General features: G+C 69.1%; 23 protein-coding genes. 6 read left to right on the top strand and 17 right to left on the bottom strand.

What is annotated here, in order from left to right; genetic code table 11:
- The 3 genes from HNR13_RS05055 to HNR13_RS05045 are packed head-to-tail and all read right to left on the bottom strand — an operon-like array spanning position 1 to position 2,888.
- Positions 1-555: a nucleotide exchange factor GrpE gene (locus HNR13_RS05055; protein ID WP_179604747.1), complete on the bottom strand. Its 555-nt coding sequence runs from the start codon at positions 553-555 to the stop codon at positions 1-3.
- A gap of 13 nt (positions 556-568) precedes the next feature.
- Positions 569-2,443, bottom strand: coding sequence for a molecular chaperone DnaK (gene dnaK / locus HNR13_RS05050; protein WP_179604746.1), 1,875 nt, complete (start codon positions 2,441-2,443; stop codon positions 569-571).
- Entirely contained in the window at positions 2,436-2,888 is a 453-nt protein-coding gene (locus tag HNR13_RS05045) for an Hsp20/alpha crystallin family protein (protein WP_179609136.1), read from the bottom strand. The genes dnaK and HNR13_RS05045 overlap by 8 nt, the downstream gene beginning before the upstream one ends.
- A 166-nt stretch (positions 2,889-3,054) precedes the next feature.
- Here HNR13_RS05045 and HNR13_RS05040 point away from each other — a divergent pair, with 166 nt between their 5' ends.
- Positions 3,055-4,722: a PucR family transcriptional regulator gene (locus tag HNR13_RS05040; RefSeq protein WP_179604745.1), complete on the top strand. Its 1,668-nt coding sequence runs from the start codon at positions 3,055-3,057 to the stop codon at positions 4,720-4,722.
- Here HNR13_RS05040 and HNR13_RS05035 read toward each other — a convergent pair.
- The 3 genes from HNR13_RS05035 to HNR13_RS05025 form a co-directional block, all read right to left on the bottom strand.
- Positions 4,710-6,605, bottom strand: coding sequence for a hypothetical protein (locus HNR13_RS05035; protein ID WP_179604744.1), 1,896 nt, complete (start codon positions 6,603-6,605; stop codon positions 4,710-4,712). The genes HNR13_RS05040 and HNR13_RS05035 overlap by 13 nt on opposite strands.
- Before the next feature lie 18 nt (positions 6,606-6,623).
- Positions 6,624-6,944 carry a putative quinol monooxygenase gene (locus HNR13_RS05030; protein ID WP_179604743.1) on the bottom strand — a complete coding sequence of 107 codons (321 nt, stop codon included), beginning with the start codon at positions 6,942-6,944 and terminating at the stop codon, positions 6,624-6,626.
- Between the two features lie 122 nt (positions 6,945-7,066).
- The gene (locus HNR13_RS05025; protein ID WP_179604742.1) at positions 7,067-7,639 is read right to left on the bottom strand and encodes a TetR/AcrR family transcriptional regulator; all 573 of its coding nucleotides are present in this window, start codon (positions 7,637-7,639) and stop codon (positions 7,067-7,069) included.
- 79 nt (positions 7,640-7,718) lie between these two features.
- Here HNR13_RS05025 and HNR13_RS05020 point away from each other — a divergent pair, with 79 nt between their 5' ends.
- Positions 7,719-8,015, top strand: coding sequence for a hypothetical protein (locus HNR13_RS05020; protein WP_179604741.1), 297 nt, complete (start codon positions 7,719-7,721; stop codon positions 8,013-8,015).
- 139 nt (positions 8,016-8,154) lie between these two features.
- On the opposite strand, the gene HNR13_RS05015 is transcribed toward HNR13_RS05020, so the two are convergent.
- The 3 genes from HNR13_RS05015 to HNR13_RS05005 all read right to left on the bottom strand — a co-directional run bounded on the left by HNR13_RS05015 (position 8,155) and on the right by HNR13_RS05005 (position 9,855).
- Positions 8,155-8,604, bottom strand: a complete 450-nt coding sequence (locus HNR13_RS05015; RefSeq protein WP_179604740.1) for a DUF1931 family protein — start codon at positions 8,602-8,604, stop codon at positions 8,155-8,157.
- Between the two features lie 7 nt (positions 8,605-8,611).
- A complete protein-coding gene (locus tag HNR13_RS05010; RefSeq protein ID WP_179604739.1) occupies positions 8,612-9,010 on the bottom strand; it encodes a hypothetical protein in 399 nt (132 codons plus the stop codon).
- 152 nt (positions 9,011-9,162) lie between these two features.
- Positions 9,163-9,855 (bottom strand): class I SAM-dependent methyltransferase, encoded by a 693-nt coding sequence (locus HNR13_RS05005; protein WP_179604738.1) that lies wholly within the window; start codon positions 9,853-9,855, stop codon positions 9,163-9,165.
- Between the two features lie 88 nt (positions 9,856-9,943).
- Between HNR13_RS05005 and HNR13_RS05000 the strand changes: the two genes are divergently transcribed.
- Together HNR13_RS05000 and HNR13_RS04995 are read left to right on the top strand one after the other, a co-directional pair.
- Positions 9,944-10,393: an NUDIX domain-containing protein gene (locus HNR13_RS05000; protein ID WP_179604737.1), complete on the top strand. Its 450-nt coding sequence runs from the start codon at positions 9,944-9,946 to the stop codon at positions 10,391-10,393.
- A gap of 66 nt (positions 10,394-10,459) precedes the next feature.
- Positions 10,460-11,185, top strand: coding sequence for an aminoglycoside phosphotransferase family protein (locus tag HNR13_RS04995; protein ID WP_179604736.1), 726 nt, complete (start codon positions 10,460-10,462; stop codon positions 11,183-11,185).
- A 24-nt stretch (positions 11,186-11,209) separates the two neighbouring features.
- Here HNR13_RS04995 and HNR13_RS04990 read toward each other — a convergent pair whose 3' ends face one another.
- From HNR13_RS04990 to HNR13_RS04970, 5 genes are all read right to left on the bottom strand, one after another.
- Positions 11,210-12,115 carry an alpha/beta hydrolase gene (locus HNR13_RS04990; RefSeq protein WP_218881169.1) on the bottom strand — a complete coding sequence of 302 codons (906 nt, stop codon included), beginning with the start codon at positions 12,113-12,115 and terminating at the stop codon, positions 11,210-11,212.
- 27 nt (positions 12,116-12,142) lie between these two features.
- Positions 12,143-12,646 (bottom strand): beta-class carbonic anhydrase, encoded by a 504-nt coding sequence (locus tag HNR13_RS04985; protein ID WP_179604735.1) that lies wholly within the window; start codon positions 12,644-12,646, stop codon positions 12,143-12,145.
- A 257-nt stretch (positions 12,647-12,903) separates the two neighbouring features.
- On the bottom strand, positions 12,904-13,257 hold the full coding sequence (locus HNR13_RS04980) for a hypothetical protein (RefSeq protein ID WP_179604734.1): 354 nt from the start codon (positions 13,255-13,257) through the stop codon (positions 12,904-12,906).
- The gene (locus HNR13_RS04975; protein ID WP_179604733.1) at positions 13,254-14,036 is read right to left on the bottom strand and encodes a permease prefix domain 1-containing protein; all 783 of its coding nucleotides are present in this window, start codon (positions 14,034-14,036) and stop codon (positions 13,254-13,256) included. Before HNR13_RS04975 ends, HNR13_RS04980 begins: the two co-directional genes overlap by 4 nt.
- Entirely contained in the window at positions 14,033-14,356 is a 324-nt protein-coding gene (locus tag HNR13_RS04970) for a PadR family transcriptional regulator (RefSeq protein WP_179604732.1), read from the bottom strand. Before HNR13_RS04970 ends, HNR13_RS04975 begins: the two co-directional genes overlap by 4 nt.
- Before the next feature lie 212 nt (positions 14,357-14,568).
- On the opposite strand from HNR13_RS04970, the gene HNR13_RS04965 reads away from it, so the two are divergent.
- Together HNR13_RS04965 and HNR13_RS04960 are read left to right on the top strand one after the other, a co-directional pair.
- Complete coding sequence (locus HNR13_RS04965; RefSeq protein WP_179604731.1) at positions 14,569-15,441, top strand: methyltransferase domain-containing protein; 873 nt, start codon at positions 14,569-14,571, stop codon at positions 15,439-15,441.
- A gap of 94 nt (positions 15,442-15,535) precedes the next feature.
- A complete protein-coding gene (locus HNR13_RS04960) occupies positions 15,536-16,543 on the top strand; it encodes a LacI family DNA-binding transcriptional regulator (RefSeq protein WP_179604730.1) in 1,008 nt (335 codons plus the stop codon).
- Here HNR13_RS04960 and HNR13_RS04955 read toward each other — a convergent pair.
- Genes HNR13_RS04955 through HNR13_RS04945 form a run of 3 tightly spaced genes read right to left on the bottom strand, consistent with a single transcriptional unit; the run spans position 16,528 to position 19,219 of the window.
- Positions 16,528-17,463, bottom strand: coding sequence for a ribokinase (locus HNR13_RS04955; RefSeq protein WP_179604729.1), 936 nt, complete (start codon positions 17,461-17,463; stop codon positions 16,528-16,530). The genes HNR13_RS04960 and HNR13_RS04955 overlap by 16 nt on opposite strands.
- Positions 17,460-18,296 (bottom strand): carbohydrate ABC transporter permease, encoded by an 837-nt coding sequence (locus HNR13_RS04950; protein ID WP_179604728.1) that lies wholly within the window; start codon positions 18,294-18,296, stop codon positions 17,460-17,462. The genes HNR13_RS04955 and HNR13_RS04950 overlap by 4 nt, the downstream gene beginning before the upstream one ends.
- Complete coding sequence (locus HNR13_RS04945; RefSeq protein ID WP_218881168.1) at positions 18,293-19,219, bottom strand: ABC transporter permease subunit; 927 nt, start codon at positions 19,217-19,219, stop codon at positions 18,293-18,295. The genes HNR13_RS04950 and HNR13_RS04945 overlap by 4 nt, the downstream gene beginning before the upstream one ends.
- Between the last annotated feature and the right edge of the window lie 9 nt (positions 19,220-19,228).

Raw genomic sequence — 19,228 nt, 5'->3', positions numbered from 1 at the left:
TCACTCCCGGGCCCGGGCCACGACGACGCTCGCCGGGCGCAGCAGCCGCTCCGGCGCGCCGAAGCCGAGCCGGGCGACGGCCACCACCGTCTGCGGCGCCACCTCGTCCGTGTCGACGACCGACACGACCTCGTGGATGCGCGGGTCGAACGGCACGCCCACCTCGTCGATGCGGGGGTAGCCGAGCCGTTCGAGGGCGACGATGGCCTGCTCCCGGATCGACTCGATCCCTTCGGTCAGCGGGTCGCTCACCTGCTTCGCGTAGGCGAGCGCATCCGTGAGGCCGTCCACGACGGGGAGGAAGACGGATGCGGCGCGAGCGCGCTCCGCGTCCCGGACGAGGGCGACTTCGCGCGCTGTCCGCTTCCGCACGTTGTCCAGGTCGGCGGCGGCGCGGCGCCAGCGGTCCTCCAGGTCGGCGAGACGGGCGTCCCGTTCGTCGGGCGGCGCCGCGGGCGGCTCGTCGGTCGCCGGCGGCTCGTCCGTCGCGCTCGGCCGGCCGCCCGGGTCGGGCTCCTCCACGCTCTCCGCGCTCCGCGCGTCCGAGGTGTCCATGTCCCGGCGTCCGTCAGTTCCGGTCGAAGTCGGCGTCGACGACATCGTCGTCGTCCACCTCGGGCGCGGCGTCCGAGGCCGTCGCACCCGGAGCCGGGCGGGCGACGGACAGTGCGGCGTCCACCTGCCGCAGCTCGCTCGTCAACTCGCGCGCCTCGGAGGCGGAGACCTCCCGTTCGACCGCGTCCCTGGCCTGTCCGACCAGCAGCTCGGCCCGCGACCGCTCGTGGGCCGGCGCGGAGTCGCCGTGCTCCGCGAGCGCCCGCTCCACCCGGTAGGCGGCGGCGTCCAGCTCGTTCCGCGCATCGATGTCCTCGCGCAGCCGCTGATCCTCGGCACGATTCTGCTCGGCCTCGCGCACCATCCGGTCGATCTCCGCCTGATCCAGGTTGGTGGTCCCGCTGATGGTGATGCCCTGCTCCGCCCCGGTGTCCTTGTCGCGAGCGGTGACATTGAGGATCCCGTTCGCGTCGATGTCGAACGTGACCTCGATCTGCGGCTCCCCCCGTGGCGCCGGCCGGATCCCGGTCAGCGAGAACCGACCCAGGACGCGGTTGTCCGCTGCGCGCTCGCGCTCGCCCTGGAGCACGACGATCTCGACCGAGTCCTGGTTGTCCTGGGCAGTGGAGAACACTTCGCTCCGGCGCGCGGGGATGGTGGTGTTGCGCTCGATGATCGGCGTCATCACCCCGCCGCGCGTCTCGACGCCCAGCGAGAGCGGGGTCACGTCGAGCAGGAGGACATCGCTGACCTCGCCCTTCAGCACGCCGGCCTGGATGGCCGCGCCGATGGCGACGACTTCGTCCGGGTTCACCGTCATGTTCGGGTCTTTGCCGCCGGTGAGGCGCTTCACGAGGTCCTGCACCGCCGGGATGCGGGTCGACCCTCCGACGAGGATGACCTCGTCGATGTCGTTCTCGGTGACCTTCGCGTCCTGCATCGCCTGGCGCACCGGGCCGAGGCAGCGCTCGACCAGGTCGGCGGTGATGTTCTCGAAGGTGGCGCGCTTGAGCGTGGTCGTCAGGTGCTTGGGGCCGGAGGCGTCCGCGGTGATGAACGGCAGGCTCACCTGGGTCTGGCTCACCGAGCTGAGCTCGACCTTCGCCTTCTCCGCCGCTTCGAACAGCCGCTGCAGGGCCTGGGGGTCGTTGCGCAGATCGATCCCGTTCTCCTTCTGGAACTCGTCGGCGAGGTAGTCCACCACCCGGCGGTCGAAGTCGTCTCCGCCGAGGTGCGTGTCCCCGGCGGTCGAGCGCACCTCGACCACGCCGTCGCCCACGTCGAGCAGGCTGACGTCGAAGGTGCCGCCGCCGAGGTCGAACACCAGGACCGTCTCGTGCTCCTTCTTGTCCAACCCGTAGGCCAAGGCCGCCGCTGTCGGCTCGTTGATGATGCGCAGCACCTCGAGACCCGCGATCCGGCCGGCGTCCCTCGTCGCCGTGCGCTGCGCATCGTTGAAGTACGCCGGAACGGTGATGACCGCCTCCGTGACCTTCTCACCGAGGAACTTGGCTGCGTCGTCCGCGAGCTTCCGCAGGACGAGTGCGCTGATCTCCTCCGGTGCGTAGAGCTTGCCGCGCACGTCGAAGCGGGCTTCGCCGTTCGGGCCTGCGACGACGTCGAAGCCGACCGCCTTGGCCTCCTCGCCGATCTCGTCGAAGGAGCGCCCGATGAACCGCTTGGCCGAAGAGATGGTCCCCTTCGGGTTCAGGATCGCCTGGCGCCGGGCGAGCTGCCCGACGAGCCGCTCTCCGGTGTCGGTGAACGCGACGACGGACGGGGTGGTGCGGGCGCCTTCGCTGTTCGGGGTGACTCTCGCCTCGCCGCCCTCCCAGACCGCGATCACCGAGTTCGTGGTGCCGAGGTCGATTCCGACTGCCTTAGCCATGGGTTGCTCCTCCTTCGTGGCCCGTCGGGGTGATCGGGCGATCGTCCGCGCCCTCCGACGATGAGATGTTCACCTGCCGTGATTCGCTGGACTCGTCGACCGGGACGAGCAGGGTCAGCACCCCGCTGCCCAGATGCGCCACCAGCCGGGACGAGTCGAGGCTGTCGCCGAGGAAGAGCTGCCGGACGAACTCGCCGCGGGGGCGCTCGTCGATGAGGACGTGATCGCCTTCTGCGAACTTCGGCCGGCGCTGGACGGTGATCGTGACGATGTTGCGCTCCACGCGGACATCGACGTCGCGGATGTCCACCCCCGGCACATCGGCTATCACGATGTACTGACCGCCCCGCCGATACGCCTCCAGCGGCACCGCATAGGTTCTGCGGTTGACGCCGAGCGCCTGCTCGACCGCTCGATCCACATCGCGGAGGGTGTCGAACCGCATCAGGGCCACCGGGACCACCTCCTCGATCGCTCGCGATCCACTCGATGCGAGTGTCCGCCGGTGGCCCGGCGCAGCGCTTCGACCCCGCAGGACCAAAGAAGACCCGCTCGTTGCACTGTCGAGTCGAACCGATGAGTGCTACGGTGAGCCGCGCGGGAGAGGGCGGATGAGCGCATCGAGAGATCCGGAATCCGAGGCGCAGCCCTACCCCGGCGCCGACGGGCCCCCCGGCCTGTACGACATCTTCCGAGTGGGCTCCCGGATGTTCGAGCACCCGTCCACCCGGGAGACGCTGCGACTCGCGGAAGCCTCCGTCATGGAGATCGCCGCATGCGCGGTCGCGGCCGTCTACGTCGCCTCCCGCGGACGCCTCGTCCGCCGTTCGGGCAAACCGGACCGTCCGCTCGATCTGCTCGTGGAGGCGCGCGCGGGAGCCAGCGGGGTCCTCTCGAGCGAGGAAGGGTGGCGCTACGCCCTCTTCTTCCGCGGCGGCGGGAAGCTGAAGGGCGCCTTCGCCCTCCAGGCCGCGGCGGAGCCGTCGAGTGCTCAGCTCTTCCTGCTGCACGCGCTCGCCGAGCCCACCGGAGCGGCGCTCGCTGCGGCCGAGCTCATCCACCGCGAGCGACACCAGGCACGTGAGCTCCGTCGTCTCGGAGAAGCGCAAGTGGCGTCGAACCGTACGATGGCCGCCACGATCGTCAAGCTGAACGCACAGCAGCGCATCCGCGATTCGATCGTCGCAGCGGCCGGGTCGAGGAACGGGGAAGCGCAGATCGTCGAGACCGTGAGCATCCTCACCGGGCGTTCGGTCGTGCTCCAGGACTCCTTCGGAAACGAGCTCGCCCTCGTCACCGCCGCGGGCGCCGCGGGGCCGCCCGGGTCGATGCCCGTCGAGAACCTCTCGGCGGGCGGCCGGTCGAGCGCCTGGCGATCGGTCGCCATCCGGTCCGGCGGTGAGACGCTCGGCGTCTTCGGGATCTACGATCCCGACGACAACCGGAGCGACGACGACCGCTTCGCGGTCGAGTACGCCTCCGCCGCCATCGCCGTGGAACTCGCCCACCGGCGGAGCCTCGCCGAGGTCGAGCTCCGCCTCGGTCGCGAGCTGGCGGACGATCTCGTGGCGGGAGGCGAGGTCGTCGACGCTCTGGCTCGCGCCGAGGCGCTCCACTTCGACCTCGGCAGCCTCCAACGCGCGGTACTCGTCGCCTGGGAGTCGCCCGCTCCGAACGGAGTGGACGTGAGTGCCGCCGTCCGCCATCAGCTGGCTGCGATGCATGTGCCCGCGCTGGTCTCGCGGCGCCCGGAAGCGACGCTCGCCGTCGTCCCGGACGGCCCCGACCTCTCGCGGCTCTACGACAGGGTGTCGGCCGCCCTGACCAGCGTGCGCGGCACGATCGGCGTCGGCGGCCGGGGCACCGCCGAAGACCTGCCCCGTTCGTTCGCCGAGGCCGGCCGCGCACTGCGCATCCGGGCCGAGTCCCGGCAGCCGCTCGGGCTCTCGAATCACGACGATCTCGGCCTCCTCCGCATTCTCGACACCTCGGACAGCGGTGCGGCGCTGGAGCGCTACATCGCCGAGTGGCTCGGCGAGCTCGTCGAGCACGACCGGAAGCACCGCACCGAACTGGTGCGCACCCTGGGCGCCTATCTCGAGGCAGGTGGGAACTACGATCGGACGTCTGCTGCGCTGGTCATCCACCGGAGCACCCTGCGCTACCGTCTCAGCAGGATCCGCGACGTGAGCGGCCGGGACCTCAATGACCCGGAGTCCCGCTTGAATCTGCACATCGCCATTCGAGCGCGGGCCTCGCTCACCGACTACTTCGGCTGATCCGCGCCCTCGGTGTGATCCGCGCCCGTCGGTCGAGCTGCGCCCGTCGGTCGAGCTGCGCCCGTCGGTCGCGCTGGGCCGGTCGGTCGATCCGGGCCGGAGGCGGCCGCGGCGAGCGCCGTCACCTGCGCCCGTTCGATGAAGCCGGGCAGCTCCGAAGGCTGGACGCTCCCGGACGCGGCCCTGCTCGCCTCCCACTTGTCCCATCGGCTGAACGGCGTCCCGCCCTCCACGATGTCGCGGGCCGCGAGGATGTCGCCTGCGGATCCGTCCGAGACCAGGGCCGCCACGAGCCCCGGGTCCGTGGCCGAGCGGGGATCGTTCGTCTCGGCGAGGTAGCGGAGCCACCCGGAGAGGACCAGGAGACCGGCCCGGACCTCGGAGCGCGCCGCCCCGTCCGGGTCCAATTCGAAGAGCCGCCTGAGCTCTCCCGCCGCGATCGTCGCGATGTCCGGCCGCCGGGCGTCGAGGGCGAGTTTGACCAGTTCGACCATCGCCCACGTGCCGCGGGACCGCAGGGCGTGGGGCTCGCTCGCGGAGGGGTCCGAGTACAGCGTGAGGTTCTGGACGCACGCGACGATGCGAACGGGCAGCGCCTCGAATTCCGGCCCTCCGCGCTGGAGGATGTCGGACCACTGCCGCATGAAACTCCGAAGGCATTCCTCGATGTACTCCCCCGAACCCGTCGCCGCGGCCTCCAGGGTCCGGCTCGTCGTCGCGGTGACGAACACCTGGGCCACCTGGGGGGAGAGCAGGACGTCCTGCTCCACATCGACGATGCTCTGGAGGAGTCCGCTCCCGCGGGTCACCGACGCCCGGTCGGCCGTGGAGCGGTCGAGTCCGGTCATCCAGACGCCCTGCACGATCTGCCCGAGGAGTTCCAGCGCCCGCTCCGCGGTCGCCAGGGCACCGGAGCGCAGGTTGGTGCCGATGGCGTCCATCAGCGTGGCGATCTCGTGCTCGGTCTCCTCGTACGCCGTGACCGCTCCCGGCGGCTCCAGCTCGATGCTCGACTGGAGGAGCTGAACCATCCGGACGGCCGCAGCCTCGTCGAGCCGGTTCGACGTGACGATCCGGAACGCCACGGCCCCGAGCCGGGTTCGGTCCCCCGGGCGCACGTCCAGAAGGATCCGGGGCGGGTCGTCGTCGCCGGACGCCGCGAGCGAGGCGATCGCCTGGCGGACGCCCTCCGGATCGATGGTGCGGATGACCCGCCCGGCCTGCGGCACCGGGACGTACACCGTCCAGACGGAGTCCGTCGAGGTGCGCGACGACTCCGGCGTGAGGAGTTCGTCCAGTCCGCTCCGCGCGTCGGAGTACCGGCGCGCCACCCGGTCGAACCGATCGGACAGCGTCTCGATCAGCGAGGTCCGCACGACTTCGTCGAGGCGGGACGGGTGCCCGAAGAGATGCGTGAGCCGGGACGTGGACACCATCAGCAGGGCGGCGGTCGCGGCGAGCCACGTGAACGCGATCGCCACACCCGTCGCGCTCGGCAGCCAGATGGACTCGAGAGCCATCACCGCGTTCCCGGCGAGCCCGGCGGTCACGAACCAGCTCGCGCCGATGTACGCCAGGATGCGCTTGCGGGACGTGCCGATCGCGAGGGGAGCCTCCGCGAACAGCTGGGCCGCGATCGTCAGCCCGGCGAACCCCACGGACAGGAAGGTCGTCTGCACCTGCCAGATCGCGGCGTCGGAGCCCGGGACCGGGGACACGTACCGGCGCACCCAGGCCGGATCTCCGAGGGAATGGAAGGCGATCAGGAGCGCCACGCTGACGAGCAGCGCGCAGCCCACGATCACGACCTCGCGCCACCACGCGCCTCCCGGTGCGTCCGCTCCTCCGCGCTTCCCGCGCATGACGCCGACACTCGTGGCCATCGACGACACGGGCGCGGTCTAGGACCGCGCGCCGTCCTGCTCGTGCTTCACGGCGAGAAGGTCGACCGTGCTCAGCTCGGGGTCCTTCGCCAGCAGCGCCGGCCCCACCTCGCCGAGGGCTCGAGGGATCTCGCCGCCGAGGTGCGCGCGCCGGGCATCCTCGTCGGCGAAGGAGTCGAAGATGCCGAAATGCGTGTCGTCGAGCTGGAACGCGTACCACGTGCGCGTTCCGGGCTCGCCGTCGACGACCGCTTTGCCGCCGATCAGGAACTCCTTGAGCTCCGCCGCCTTCTCGGGCTTCGCTTCGAGCAGTGCCAGTACGCCGAACTTCAGGTCCATGTCCTTCTCCTTCGTGGTCAGGACGCCCCGTCACCCCTCGGAGGTGTCAGCACCCTCGGAGGTGCCAGGGCGGACGATACCCCTCGGTGGGCGCGCCTGCTATTCCCCGCCGCCGATCGGCCTCAGTGGGCGACCATGGCTGCGGCGGTCGCGACGACGTGGCTGCGGTAGCGGCTCTTGGCCTCCTCCGGAGCGACCCCGCCGAACACCATCCGCACGAGCTGCGGCGCGGCCACGTACCAGTAGCACATCGCGATGATGGAGAAGTAGATCGCCTCGGCGTCACCGTCGCCGCCGAGGGCGTCACGGACCGCGGCGACCCGCGACTGGAAGTAGCCGGAGCGCTCCGCGAGCGCGGGGACATCGGCGGTGCCGTAGTGGAGCCCCTCCTGCTCGAACAGCCAGGCCACCACCGGCTCGGCGGTGAGGAAGTCGAACAGGTCGCCGGCGTAGGCCGCGAGGTCGTCCGACTCGATCGCGACCCTGTCCGCGAGCTGGCCGAGCTTGGTCTGCAGCGCCGCCTGGAACAGCTCGTCCTTGTTGCCGATGTAGGAGTAGATCGACGCCTTGTTGACTTCGGCGCGCTCGGCGATGCGATCGACGCGCGCCCCTCCGACGCCGTGGCGGGCGAACTCCTCGGCGCTGGCTTCCAGCAGCAGGCGGACGCTCTCATCCCGGTCGTACCGTCTGGCCATCGATCCGGACCTCCCTCTTCCCTTCCGAACGAATGTGATCTACTATACAACTAACCGTTTAGTTATATTGGAGATCGGAATGAACACCCAACTCACCGCACGCACCATCACCGAGGCCCGGCTCGACGCCGCCGAGGTGGCCGAGCTGAGCACCCGCCCCCAGGGCGCCGGCCCGAAGGTGGTGCTCCAGGCGGAGGGCCTCGGCTCGCCCACGCAGTGGACCTCGCAGTTCCCCACCGCCGCAGAGCGCATCGTCGTCGAGTACGGCCCGGCGGGCCGCCGCTCCGAGCGGGCGTGGACCCTGTCGGCGCAGACCGGCAGCACGCGCTACTACACGCTCGCGCACGACACCGACGGCGGGTACGTCAGCCGCTGAACTGCGGCTCACCCAACGAGCGGCTCACCCGACGAGCGGCTCACCCGACGAGCGGCTCACCCGACGAGCGGCTCACCCGACGAGCGAAAGGGGGCGCAGCATCCGCTGCGCCCCTTTCGTCGTGGAGCCGTGACGCGCGCTACAGGAGCACATCGAAGACGCGGCCGGCCTGCTCCCAGTGCCGGGTCTGCGGGTTCTTCACCTTCTCGTCGAGGATGCGGAACGTCCGGGCCAGCGCCACGCCGAGACCGCCGGCGATCCGGGTCAGCCTCCCCTCCGTCTCCTCGCTGTAGGCGAGGTCGAGCGGCGGGCGCCTCGTCAGCTGTTCGAGAATCCTGTCCAACGACACCTCCTCATCGATCGCCTCGAAGGCGTGGATGGACTCCTGCAGACCCTTCGTGATGGGCAGGTCCTGCGGCTCGATGACGTCGCGGCCGTTGGCCTTCGCGTTCGCGACGCCGCGCAGCAGGAGGTCGTAGAGCCGATCGTTGACGAAGTCGTCGAAGCGCCGCAGGTCGTCCTTGTCGACGTCGAGACCGGCGGCCTCGCGGAAGAAGCGCTCCAGCGATGCGATACCGAAGAGTTCCATGATCCCGTCACCTCGCTCCACGCCGCTCGAACTTCTCCGCCAGCCGTTTCGCCATGCCCTTCGTCTCCTCCTCGACGCGCTGCGCGAGCTGCTGAAGCGTGCGGAGCGCACCGATGAGACCCGACCGACGGTGACTCGACTCCTCGGCCGTCTCGCCGAGCGGCACGACGAACTCCTCATCGGCGATCGCGACGACATAGGCGGAGTCGTCCGCGTTCAGAGCGATGCTCACCGGCACCGGCTCGCCGGTGTCCGGATCGACCGCGACCGCGTTGACGGCGAGGTCGACATGCGACCCGTCGTCCGCCTCCACGATCTCGACCTCGGCGAGCGGGCCGCTCTCGATCGCGAGCACGAAGTCGTCCTGGGTGGGGGTCCTGTCTTCGTCGTCTCGTTCTCCGGCCATGGCGACTCCTTCGTTAGCGTGGGTGGTACGGCCGCACGCTACGCGGAGCACCGAACCCGGCCTATGTCCTGTCCGGCCCAAACTCGGGCCGCCACTTCACCTGCGGGGGCAGGGGAGCGGGCGTTCGCGGCGGCTGCCGCCGTCAGTGGGCGTCAGCCGACGGTCGCGCCGAAACCGGCCGCGGGTGCCACCCAGACTGCCGTGTAGCGCCAGAACAAACGGCGTCGCATCTTCACGCCCGGGAGCACATCCCGCGCCACTGCCTCGATCTGCTCGAACGTCTCGAGCGGCTCCGCCGTGGGCGCCGTCATGTTCTCCGGTTCGGCCACTGCGCGTCGCGGATGACGGACGGCCCCGACAGCCGCGTTGAGGAACACCGACGCCAGGGACCGCGGCAGGTCGGCCGGCGTTTCCCGAGCGAGCCCGACGATGACGAGGCATCCGCCGGGCCGCAGCACCGAGCGGGCGGCTCGGAGTGCCGGTTCGAGAGGCAGATGGTGGAGCACCGCGACGAACGAGACGAGGTCGTAGCGCGGCTGCTCGTCCGGACTCAGGTCGAAAGACTCCTCGCGCACGTCGGCGTTGTCGATGTGAGCGAGGTTCGCGCGCGCTCGTGCCGCCGTTCCGGTGTCCTGTTCGATACCGGTGACTTCGCCCATGACACCCGCCAGCTTCCGGACGAGGTTCCCCGTGCCGCAGCCGACGTCAAGGGCCGCAGAGCCGCCGCGGCGGGTTCGGCGTGCGTGCCACAGCACCCAGGGGCCGTAGGCATCATTGTGGGACCACGGATGCTGCGCGCTGAAACGAGCCAGCGCTGAGAGAACACGCGCGCCCACTCTGCCCATATCCTGCAGCGTATCCAGAGTTCCGCCCGGCTGCCGAACGCCGATCCTCTCTGCCGACGGCATCGTGCTGCGAAGCTAAGGTCGAACCATGCCGATGTCGCCCTACGTTCGATCCCTCCGTGAACGCGTCGGACATGATCTGCTCCTCCTCCCCGGCGTGACGGCCGTGATTCGCGACAGTGATCGTTTCCTCCTGGCACGACAACGCGACACGGACCGATGGAGCCTCGTCGGCGGCGGTGTCGAGCCCGGCGAGACGCCGCACGAGGCCGTCGCTCGGGAAGTCCTCGAAGAACTCGGCGTGACGCCGGAACTCGGCGCGATCCTGGGTGTCTACGGCGGACCGCTCTTGGAGACGGTCTATCCCAATGGGGACCGCGTCGCCTACATCACGACCGCCTTCGAATGCCGCCTCCCGAACACCGCTCTCACGCTGGAGTCCGCGGAGCTGCTGGAGACCGGCTGGTTCACCCGCAGTGACGTCGACGGTCTCGTCCGGCACGAGTGGATCGACACCGTACTCGACGACACCCGCTGAACGACTGTCTTCCGGACGCCTTCGATGCCTGCTCGGCCGTATGCTCATCCCGAGGATCGGGGGCTCATGGAGGAGTTGCTGGCCGGCGGAAATACGACCGAGGGCGTCGTCAAAGCAGGCCGAACCGTTCGACGCCCGCGTGGTCATCGTGCGGCGTTCGCGAGCGAGGTCCTTCGCGCGCTGAATGCGGCGGGCGTCACGTGGGCGCCCACCTATCTCGGCATCGACGCGGAAGGCCGCGACACCTTCTCCTACATCCCGGGGATGACTACCGACCACCCCTCGCAGCGCGACGAGCGCTCGTACGCGGCCTTCGGAGGAATGCTGCGCGAGCTTCACGACTTCAGCCGGGGCATCCCACTCGCGTCCGGCGCCGAATGTCTGGTCCACGGCGACCCGGGTCCGTTCAATGTGGTCATGGCCGAGGGGATGCCGGTGGCGCTGATCGATTGGGACAGCGTCCATCCCGGTGACGCGATGGAGGACGTCGGCTATGCGGGATGGACCTGGTGCATCCACGCCGTGGGGAACGTGCCTGTCGCCGATCAAGCGCGGCGGCTGCGCCAGCTCGCCGACGGGTACGACGCGGAACTGCGGGCCGACGTTCTGATCGACGCGATCTTCCGGTGTCAGGACTCGATCATCCGGATCGAGGGAGCGAACGCCGGCGACGGGCGGCTCAGCGACCAGCGACGCCGGCACGCCCGCACCGCTGTCGAGTGGGCCGCCAGCTGCCGGCATGTGCTGAGCACCAACCTCCAGCTCTTCACCGATGCCCTTCGACACGACTGACGACGAGAAGAGCGTCCACCCGCGCTACCCCACCACCCGCTCCCGCAGGAACCGCCCGATCCGCTCGGTCGCCTCAGCCGCCTCCGGGGTGCCGAGCATGAGCTGATACACGTGCGGCAGCCCCTCGCCGACCTCCAGGCGCACGTCGACACCGGCGGCGGTCGCCGCGCTCGCCAAGCGTTCGGCGTCGCTGAACAGCAGATCGGCGGTCCCCACCTGCACGAGCATCGGCGGCAGCCCCGTGAGCGTCGCATACAGGGGCGAAGCCAGCGGCGTCCTCGGGTCGGCCCCGGCGAGGTAGTCGGAGGCCAGCTGGCGCAGCAGCTCGGGAGTGGAGATCGGATCCTGGTCGATCCGGTCCGCCATCGACGGCCCGGAGCTCGTCAGGTCGACGGTCGGAGACATCAGCACCACAGTGGCAGGGAGGTCTCCTCCCGCATCGCGGGTGGCGACGAGCAGGGCGACGGTGAGTCCACCGCCCGCGGAGTCGCCGGCGACGGCGATCGAGTCGGCGGGCACCCCCTGTTCCTCGCGAAGCCACCGCCAGACGGCGAGGACGTCGTCGATCGCCGCAGGGAACGGGTGCTCGGGCGCCAGCCGGTACTCCGGGAACAGCACCCGCATCCGGCCGGCCCGTCCCAGTCGGGCAGCGAGCTCCCCGTCACTGGCCAGCGAACCCAACCGGAATCCCCCGCCGTGCAGGAACAAGAGGACCCTGCCCGGGTCGGCCCCGGGAGGCTCCAGCCAATGCGCCTCCACCCCGCCGGCCGTGACCGCGGTCACCCGCACATCGTCCGGTATCGGATGCACGGGGCCGGCCGGCGCGAAGCCCGCTCGCTCCTCCGCCAGTGTCTCGGGCGTCTGGCCGGCCGCAGCGTTCTGCCGCTCGTGGAGCGACGCGATCAGCTCGTCCATCGCGGGACTCGGCATGGTGGCACCTCCTCAGCCGCGACCGCGTCAGTCCGGGACGACTTCGCTGAGCCGACCGGTGTGGACGTCGAAGACGAACCCCCGGACCGGGATGTCGGCGGAGATCCACGGATGGGTCTTCACCTTGGCGACCTGCTCCTTGGTGTTCTGCTCCACGTCGGTGAAGCTGTAGAAGCGGGCCGGCGCGATCGGCGTCGCTCCCGTCTCGGTGCGCAGCCGGGCCTCGAGCTCCTGGTCGGCGAACTTCGACATCCCGCAGTCGTTGTGGTTGATGATCATGATCTCCCGGGTGCCGAGCAGCCGGGTGGAGACGATGAGGGATCGGACCGAGTCGTCATCGATCACGGTCCCCACGTTCCTGATCAGGTCGACGTCGGCGTCGGCCAGGCCGAGCATCCTCACGATCCCGCTCAGCCGGGGATCCGCACAGGTGACGATCGCGATCTTCGGCGCCGGCGGCGACCCGTTGCTCGCATCGTAATCGTCGGCGTTCGCTGCAATGGCGCTGAGCGCCTCATCGATGATGGTCATGGCCCGTCCTCAGGTTGTCGTCGTGCAACACGTGGCCCCACGACGGAGGTCAGTGACTGGGCGGATCCGAGAGCGGCGGATCGTTCGCAATGGCGACCGACGTCGGCGACGGGTGGGGCAGACAGGGTTCGATGGGCCTGAGCGTGAGAAGCGCACGGTTCGCTTTCGTGCGCTTCTTCAGGGTAGAACGCGAGCCGCGCAGCCGCCAGGGTGCGCTGCGCGAGGGTGGAGCCGACCCCGACCGCTCACTGCCGCAATCACGGCTCGCGCCGTCGAACGAGCTGCCGCGAGATGACTCGCGCGAGCAGTGTGAGCACGATGGAGCACACCGGGCCGACGAGGCCGAGCACGAGCGCGAAGAGGATGCGTTGCGCCTGGGGCGTGTTGCTGGCGTTCGCGGTGTAGAGGAAGACGGCGCACAGGAGGTAGCCGTACACCCCCGACGCGAGCAGGGCGGTGAGCCGGTCGGTGGCGAGGAGGCCGATGGCGATCGCGACGATCGCCCAGGGGATCAGGTTCCAGGCGGAACCGCCGAACAGGATCCGGCCGCTGAGGGCTCCGAGCCCGATTCCGACCGCGCCGCTGACGACGACGGTGAGCGTCCGGTTCACGCTGCGGACGCCCGGACGGGTCGGATCGTCACGAGGAACCGGACGAGGAAGACCAGGCCGAAGATCAGCGCGACCACCCCGTCGGTGTAGAGCACGCCCTGCCCCCACGCCACCCGCGAGACGCCCTGGGTGGCTCCAGCGGCGAGGAGCGCGACACCGGCGCCGAGGAACGCGGTCGCTCCGATCGCGGTGACGACGGTGCGCGGTAGGCGAGCCGTGGCGCGGAGCGGACGCCGCCGGGCCAGCCGCATCGCGGCCAGGATGACCCCCGCGATGACCAGCCCGATGACCGCCGCGACGAGGATGAACAGGAAGGAGTCGTCGGAGCTCTCCAGCGCGGCCGCGCTGCTGCAGCTGGTCGCGCCCGGCTGGACGGCGAGCCAGTGCGCGCACTGCGCCGCGCTGAACCGGTAGCCGGCGGGCGCCCCGTAGACCCACTGGGTCGAGGTCACCAGCGCCAGCGCCCGCGCGAGCAGTGTGGCCACGCCGATCGCGGCGAAGCCGTACACGGCGAGCTGCGCGGCCGCCCGAACACACGCGGCGATCAGCTCGGCGGGCCGGCGGCGGTTGGCGGCGCGCGCGATCGCCGGGGCGTCGCCGAACGCGTCGATCGCGGCCGCCTGTGCGGCGTCGGCGTCCATCCCGCCGCGCTGGTACGCGTCGGCGGAGTCGCGCAGGTGCGTCTCGGCCTCGGTGAGCATCCGGCGGCGTTCTCCCGGGGTGCCCTCCAGGCGGTCGAGCATGTCGTCCAGGTAGGCGTCGATGCGATCACTGGTCATGCGGATGCTCCCAACACTCGGTTCATGCCGCTGGCGAAGCGCTGCCAGTCGGCGGCCTGCTGATCCCGGGCCTCGCGTCCGGCGCCGCTGAGCTCGTAGACGCGGCGCCGCCTGCCCCCGACGACCTCCCACGAGCTCGTGATCAGCCCGCGGGATTCGAGCCCGTGCAGCGCCGGGTAGACGGTGCCCTCGGCGAGGACGAACTCGCCGTCGCTGCGCTCGCGGATGCTCGCGGTGAGCTCGTAGCCGTGCGCCGGGCCGGCGGCGAGCGCGGCGAGGAGCAGGAGGTCGAGATTCCCCTTGATTCGATCGTTCGCCATACCTAGGAATTCTAGGCATGGGAGTCCTAGGTATCAAGAGGCGAAGGAGGTAGAGTTCCGTCCACGGCGTGGCTCACGCCGAACCTCGATGCCGGCACCCAGCGCCGGCCGCACGCGAGGCAAAGGGTCTTCTCGACTCGGGCCGGTCACGAATCCTGGATCGCCCCGAGGCGAGCCGCTGGGGGCATCGCTTCGCGGCGTGAAGGAGCGTCATGACCCGGAACCGCAACCTCAAACGCCGAGTCCGCCTGCGCGCGGCGAAGACGGGCGAGTCCTACACGAGCGCCCGCCGGCAGCTGATCCCGGACGAGCCGCCCGCGTCGAAGTTCGAAGCCCAACGCCCCTCGGACTATCTGCTCCGAGCCGCGGCATCCCCGGCCGGCCGGACCTACAAGACGCTCGCGATCGAGCAGCTCGCGATCGACCCCGCCAACACGATCCTCGATCTCGGCTGCGGCACCGGCGGCGAACTCGACCCCCTCCTGCGCGCCCTCGGCCCGGCCGGCTCCCTGATCGGCGTCGACGCCGACGAAGAAGCGCTCCGCGCCGCGCGAGACCGGTTCGAGGACCCACGACTGAAGCTGATCGTCGGCGACGCCCACACGCTCGCCCTCGACGACGGGTCGGTCGACCGGGCCTATGTCGACCGGACCGCGCAGCACCTCACCGCCCCCGCGACCGTGCTGAGCGAGCTCCGGCGCATACTGCGCCCGGACGGCCGGGTCGTCCTCGCCGAGCCGGACTGGCAGACCCTCGTCATCGACAGCCCCGAACCCGAACTCGCCGAGACCTACCGGCGCTTCGTCATCGAGGAGGTGATCCGCAACCCGCGCATCGGCAGCGAACTCCCGCGGCTCGTGCAGCACGCCGGCCTCCAACTCGACACCGTGATCCCGGTCACCGCCACCTACACCGACCCCATTGAGGGCGACCGCATCTTCGGCTTCGCCCGCGTCACCCGCCGAGCGGTCGCCGCGGGATACCTCGACCCGGACCAAGCGGACCGCTGGCTCGGGTACTTGGGTGGTGGGCCGTTCTTCGCGTCGCTGACGGTGTTCATCACGGTGGCCACACGGATTTGTTAACGTGGTTTCCGATTCGAAAGCCGCCGGTCAACAGCTTTAAAGCACCTCGGTCTACCGATAGACTACGCGAGTAGATTCTCTTGAAAGAGGGCCCATGACCGACACTGGCAAGCGTGAAGTCACACGCTCTGACGTCGCCAAGCACGCCCGGGTTTCCACCGCTGTCGTGAGCTACGTCGTGAACAACGGTCCGCGTCCAGTGGCCAAAGCGACGCGCGAGCGGGTCCTCGCCTCCATGGAGACCCTGGGGTACCGACCAAATGCTGCAGCCCGGGCCTTGCGTCTGCAGCGGGCGACCGCCGTGGGCCTTGTCGTGCCGGACGTCAGCAACACATACTTCGGGGCACTCGCGCAGGCGGTGTCCAATCGGGCTTTTGACGCCGGTTACGCTCTGCTCCTCGGTGATTCTGACAACGACATAGATCGCGAGGCCGCACAGATCGACTCTCTTGTCGGACGCCAGGTGGACGGCCTCATCGTCGTCAGCTTGGACCCGAGCACCACGATGGCGGTCGGTCGTACGCCAACCGTGTACCTCGATCGACGCGCCGCGGCGGATCAGGCTGTGATATTGCCCGACAACTATGGCGGCGCACAGATGGCAGTCGAGCACCTCCTTCAACACGGCCGAAAGCGTATCGGACACCTGGCCGGTCCCGAGGGAGGGCCAGGAGCTGACGAGCGCTTGAAGGGCTGGGAGGACACCGTACGAAGCGCTGGCCAGACCGAAGCACTGAGCTTCGTCGAGCGAGCTGAGTTCACCCGGAACGGTGGGTATGAAGCCGGTCGTCGGCTGCTGAAGAACCCTGACCGCGCACCCGATGCGCTATTCGTGAGCTCGGACGTTCAGGCCCTGGGTCTGTTGCGCGCGGCTCGCGAGGCGAACGTGCGGGTCCCCGAGGATCTTGCGGTGATCTCGTTCGACGGAACCGAGGACGCCGCGTACAGCGACCCGCCGTTGAGTGCTATCGAGCAGCCGATCGAGGAGATCGCTGCTGCTGCTCTCGCAGCGGTGCTCGCCGACCCATTCATTCCTGTGCACGAACGGGTCGGCGTCAGCCTGGTGACGCGCGCGTCGTGCGGGTGTCACTCGTACGCGTAGGCCTGCTCAGCCTGCCACTGGGCGAAGGCCTCCCGTGACGGGTAGGAGGATTGAGCGCCTGACCGCGTTGCCACCAGCGACGCAAATGCAGTCGCTCGTTCCAAAGCCTCGGGTAGAGGTGTTCCCTTGGAGAGTTCGCCGGCGAGCACGCCGGCAAGAGCGTCACCGCAGCCTGTCGTGTCGACAGCCTCGACATGACGGCTCTCCTGACGATGAATGGTCGGCGTCGGCGTGGATCTGTCCACGGCGATCGCGCCATCCTTCCCTAGAGTGACGATCAGCAGCTGCGTCGCGAGTTCCGCGAGCTTGGTGAGCCAGTCGTCGTCCTCGGCCGGAAGCTCACCGAACAGAGCGGAATACTCGTGCTCGTTCACGACGACGATGTCGGCCAACTCCAGGAGGGCGCAGTCGAACGCACGCAGCGGCGAAGCATTGAGCATCACCCTCGCGCCCTGACGCTTCGCCCGAAGCGCAGCGTAGACCAGCACGTGATCGGGGACCTCGAGGCAGAGGGAGATGATCGCGGCGCCGCCGAAGTCTGAATCACCGATGCGCTCGGGCGTGAGGTGGTCGTTCGCCCCGGCGGCAACGACGATGGTGTTCTCGCCCTGATCATCCACCGTGATGAGGGCGGTTCCCGTTGCCGTCGACACGATCGTCGACACACTGGAGGTGTCAACGCCGCTCGCCTCCAGCTGTCGTCGCAGTGCCGTCCCTGCCTCGTCGTCTCCGACCGCGCCGATGAGGGACACCTCGGCTCCCAGCCGTGAGGCCGCGACGGCCTGATTTGCGCTCTTCCCGCCGGCTGAGACGAGCACATCGATCGCGGCGACGGTCTCGCCGGGCTTCGGCAACACGTGCACCTTCAGCGACGTGTCCTGATTGAGCGAGCCGACCACCAGCAGCTTTCCGGACGTCATCCTTTGATCCCTGTCGACGACAGCGACTGGGTGTACTGCCGCTGGAAGAGAAGCAGAAGAATCATCGGGATGATGCTGAGCACGAACGAGCCCGCGAGGATCTGGCCCATGTCGACCGTGAAAAGTGTGCTGAGGTTGGCCAGCGCAATCGGGGCGAGCTGCCTCTCCGGCGATGTGCCGATCAGCAGGGGCCAGAGATACGCCTGCCACTGGGAGAGGAAGAGCATCATGCTCGCGCCGATCAGCGCGGGCCTGGCCGAGGGGAGGACGATCCACCAGAGCGTGCCGAATCGGCCGAGGCCGTCGACCGCGGCGGCGTCGAGCAACTCGGTCGGGATGCCGAGGAAGAACTGACGCAGCATGAAGATGGCGAATCCGTTGGCGAGGGCCGGGAGGATCAGTCCCGCGTAGGAATCCGAGAGCCCCCAGTTCTGGAACAGAGAGGCCAGCGGGATCGAGATCGCGTCGAAGGGGATCATCGAGACGATGACGATGAAGCTGAAGACGAGCCCTCGTCCCTTGAACGGAATGGTGGCGAGAACGTAGGCGGCGGGTACGGCGACGATCAGGCCGAGGAGGATCGTGAGACCTGCAACAAGAAAGCTGTTGCCCAGACCGATCAGGAAGGGCCCCGAGAACACCGAAACATAGTTGGTGAGGTCGCCGCCGATCGGGATGAACGCCAGCCACGACAGCGGAGTCGTGTAGTTCACGTAGGTGTTGCCGGGGCGCAGCGACGAGACGAAGACCCACCACAGCGGCAGGAAGACGACGATCGCCGTGACAATGGAGGCCACGAGCAGGGTGATGGTGGCGCGCCGTGATTGCTTCATCGGGTATCGTCTCGCAGAAGTCGGAACTGGATGGCGACGATGATCGCGAGTATGGCCATGAGGACGACCACCTCGGCTTGGCCGACGCCTTGATCGTTGAGCAGGAACGCTCGATTGAAGATGTCGTACATGATGAAGTTGGTGGAACCTTCCGGTCCGCCCTTCGTGAGGATCTGCACGGGAGCGAACTGCAGGAAGTTGCCGACTGTGCACGCCACCAGGACGAACGCCATGGGTCGCTTCAGGAGCGGGAGCGTGATCGAGAACAGCCGACGCCACCAGTTGGCGCCATCGATCATCGCGGCTTCGTGCAGCGAGTCCGGGATGTCGTTCAGCCCCGCGATGATGAAGATCATCCAGTAGCCGAGCGCACCCCACGTCACGAGGATGCCGATCGACATCGCTGCCTGGCTCGCAGAAGTGAAGAACGGCTGAGGGGGCAGGCCGAAGAACGTGAGGATCGAATTCACGAGGCCGTCGGGCTGCAGTGCTGTGCTCCAGATCAACGTCACAACGGCACCCGGAACGGCCGCCGGCACGAAGACCAGCGACCGCCAGAGTCCCACCGCGGGCACACGCTGGGTGTACAGAAGTGCGACTGCCGTGGAAAGGACGACGATGACCGGGTTGACCACGATGTTGAACGTCAACGTCACCCAGAGCACCGAGTAGAAGTCCGGCGACGTGAAGAGGTACGCGTAGTTGGCAAGGCCGGTGAAGCTCGACCCCTCGGAGAGCGACTGATGCTGGAAGCTGGTGCTGACGGCACTGACCATCGGCACGACTCGCATCACGATGAGGATGATCAGGGCCGGCGCCAAGAGCGCGGCCGCGACAAGCAAGTCTCGGCGGGCGCGAACCGAAACACGCCGCCGGGCGGCGCCGGAGGTCGTGACCCCCGACGCCGCCTTGGTGCTGAACACGGTCATAAG

It is taken from the genome of Leifsonia shinshuensis, from assembly GCF_013410375.1.
GTDB lineage: Bacteria > Actinomycetota > Actinomycetes > Actinomycetales > Microbacteriaceae > Leifsonia > Leifsonia shinshuensis.
Note: the sequence above shows the minus strand (reverse complement) of the source record. Positions and strands in the feature narration are given on the sequence as shown.

Coding starts and splice junctions, on each gene's coding strand:
- HNR13_RS04950 (WP_179604728.1), bottom strand. CDS start 18,296: ATGAAGCAATCACGGCGCGCCACCATCACCCTGCTCGTGGCCTCCATT.
- HNR13_RS04990 (WP_218881169.1), bottom strand. CDS start 12,115: ATGCCGAGTCCCGCGATGGACGAGCTGATCGCGTCGCTCCACGAGCGG.
- HNR13_RS05030 (WP_179604743.1), bottom strand. CDS start 6,944: ATGGACCTGAAGTTCGGCGTACTGGCACTGCTCGAAGCGAAGCCCGAG.
- HNR13_RS05005 (WP_179604738.1), bottom strand. CDS start 9,855: ATGGGCAGAGTGGGCGCGCGTGTTCTCTCAGCGCTGGCTCGTTTCAGC.
- HNR13_RS05020 (WP_179604741.1), top strand. CDS start 7,719: ATGAACACCCAACTCACCGCACGCACCATCACCGAGGCCCGGCTCGAC.
- HNR13_RS05055 (WP_179604747.1), bottom strand. CDS start 555: ATGGACACCTCGGACGCGCGGAGCGCGGAGAGCGTGGAGGAGCCCGAC.
- HNR13_RS05035 (WP_179604744.1), bottom strand. CDS start 6,605: ATGGCCACGAGTGTCGGCGTCATGCGCGGGAAGCGCGGAGGAGCGGAC.
- HNR13_RS05000 (WP_179604737.1), top strand. CDS start 9,944: ATGCCGATGTCGCCCTACGTTCGATCCCTCCGTGAACGCGTCGGACAT.
- HNR13_RS05025 (WP_179604742.1), bottom strand. CDS start 7,639: ATGGCCAGACGGTACGACCGGGATGAGAGCGTCCGCCTGCTGCTGGAA.
- HNR13_RS05045 (WP_179609136.1), bottom strand. CDS start 2,888: ATGCGGTTCGACACCCTCCGCGATGTGGATCGAGCGGTCGAGCAGGCG.
- HNR13_RS04970 (WP_179604732.1), bottom strand. CDS start 14,356: ATGGCGAACGATCGAATCAAGGGGAATCTCGACCTCCTGCTCCTCGCC.
- HNR13_RS04975 (WP_179604733.1), bottom strand. CDS start 14,036: ATGACCAGTGATCGCATCGACGCCTACCTGGACGACATGCTCGACCGC.
- HNR13_RS04955 (WP_179604729.1), bottom strand. CDS start 17,463: ATGACGTCCGGAAAGCTGCTGGTGGTCGGCTCGCTCAATCAGGACACG.
- HNR13_RS05040 (WP_179604745.1), top strand. CDS start 3,055: ATGAGCGCATCGAGAGATCCGGAATCCGAGGCGCAGCCCTACCCCGGC.
- HNR13_RS04995 (WP_179604736.1), top strand. CDS start 10,460: ATGGAGGAGTTGCTGGCCGGCGGAAATACGACCGAGGGCGTCGTCAAA.
- dnaK (WP_179604746.1), bottom strand. CDS start 2,443: ATGGCTAAGGCAGTCGGAATCGACCTCGGCACCACGAACTCGGTGATC.
- HNR13_RS05015 (WP_179604740.1), bottom strand. CDS start 8,604: ATGGAACTCTTCGGTATCGCATCGCTGGAGCGCTTCTTCCGCGAGGCC.
- HNR13_RS04965 (WP_179604731.1), top strand. CDS start 14,569: ATGACCCGGAACCGCAACCTCAAACGCCGAGTCCGCCTGCGCGCGGCG.
- HNR13_RS04985 (WP_179604735.1), bottom strand. CDS start 12,646: ATGACCATCATCGATGAGGCGCTCAGCGCCATTGCAGCGAACGCCGAC.
- HNR13_RS04960 (WP_179604730.1), top strand. CDS start 15,536: ATGACCGACACTGGCAAGCGTGAAGTCACACGCTCTGACGTCGCCAAG.
- HNR13_RS05010 (WP_179604739.1), bottom strand. CDS start 9,010: ATGGCCGGAGAACGAGACGACGAAGACAGGACCCCCACCCAGGACGAC.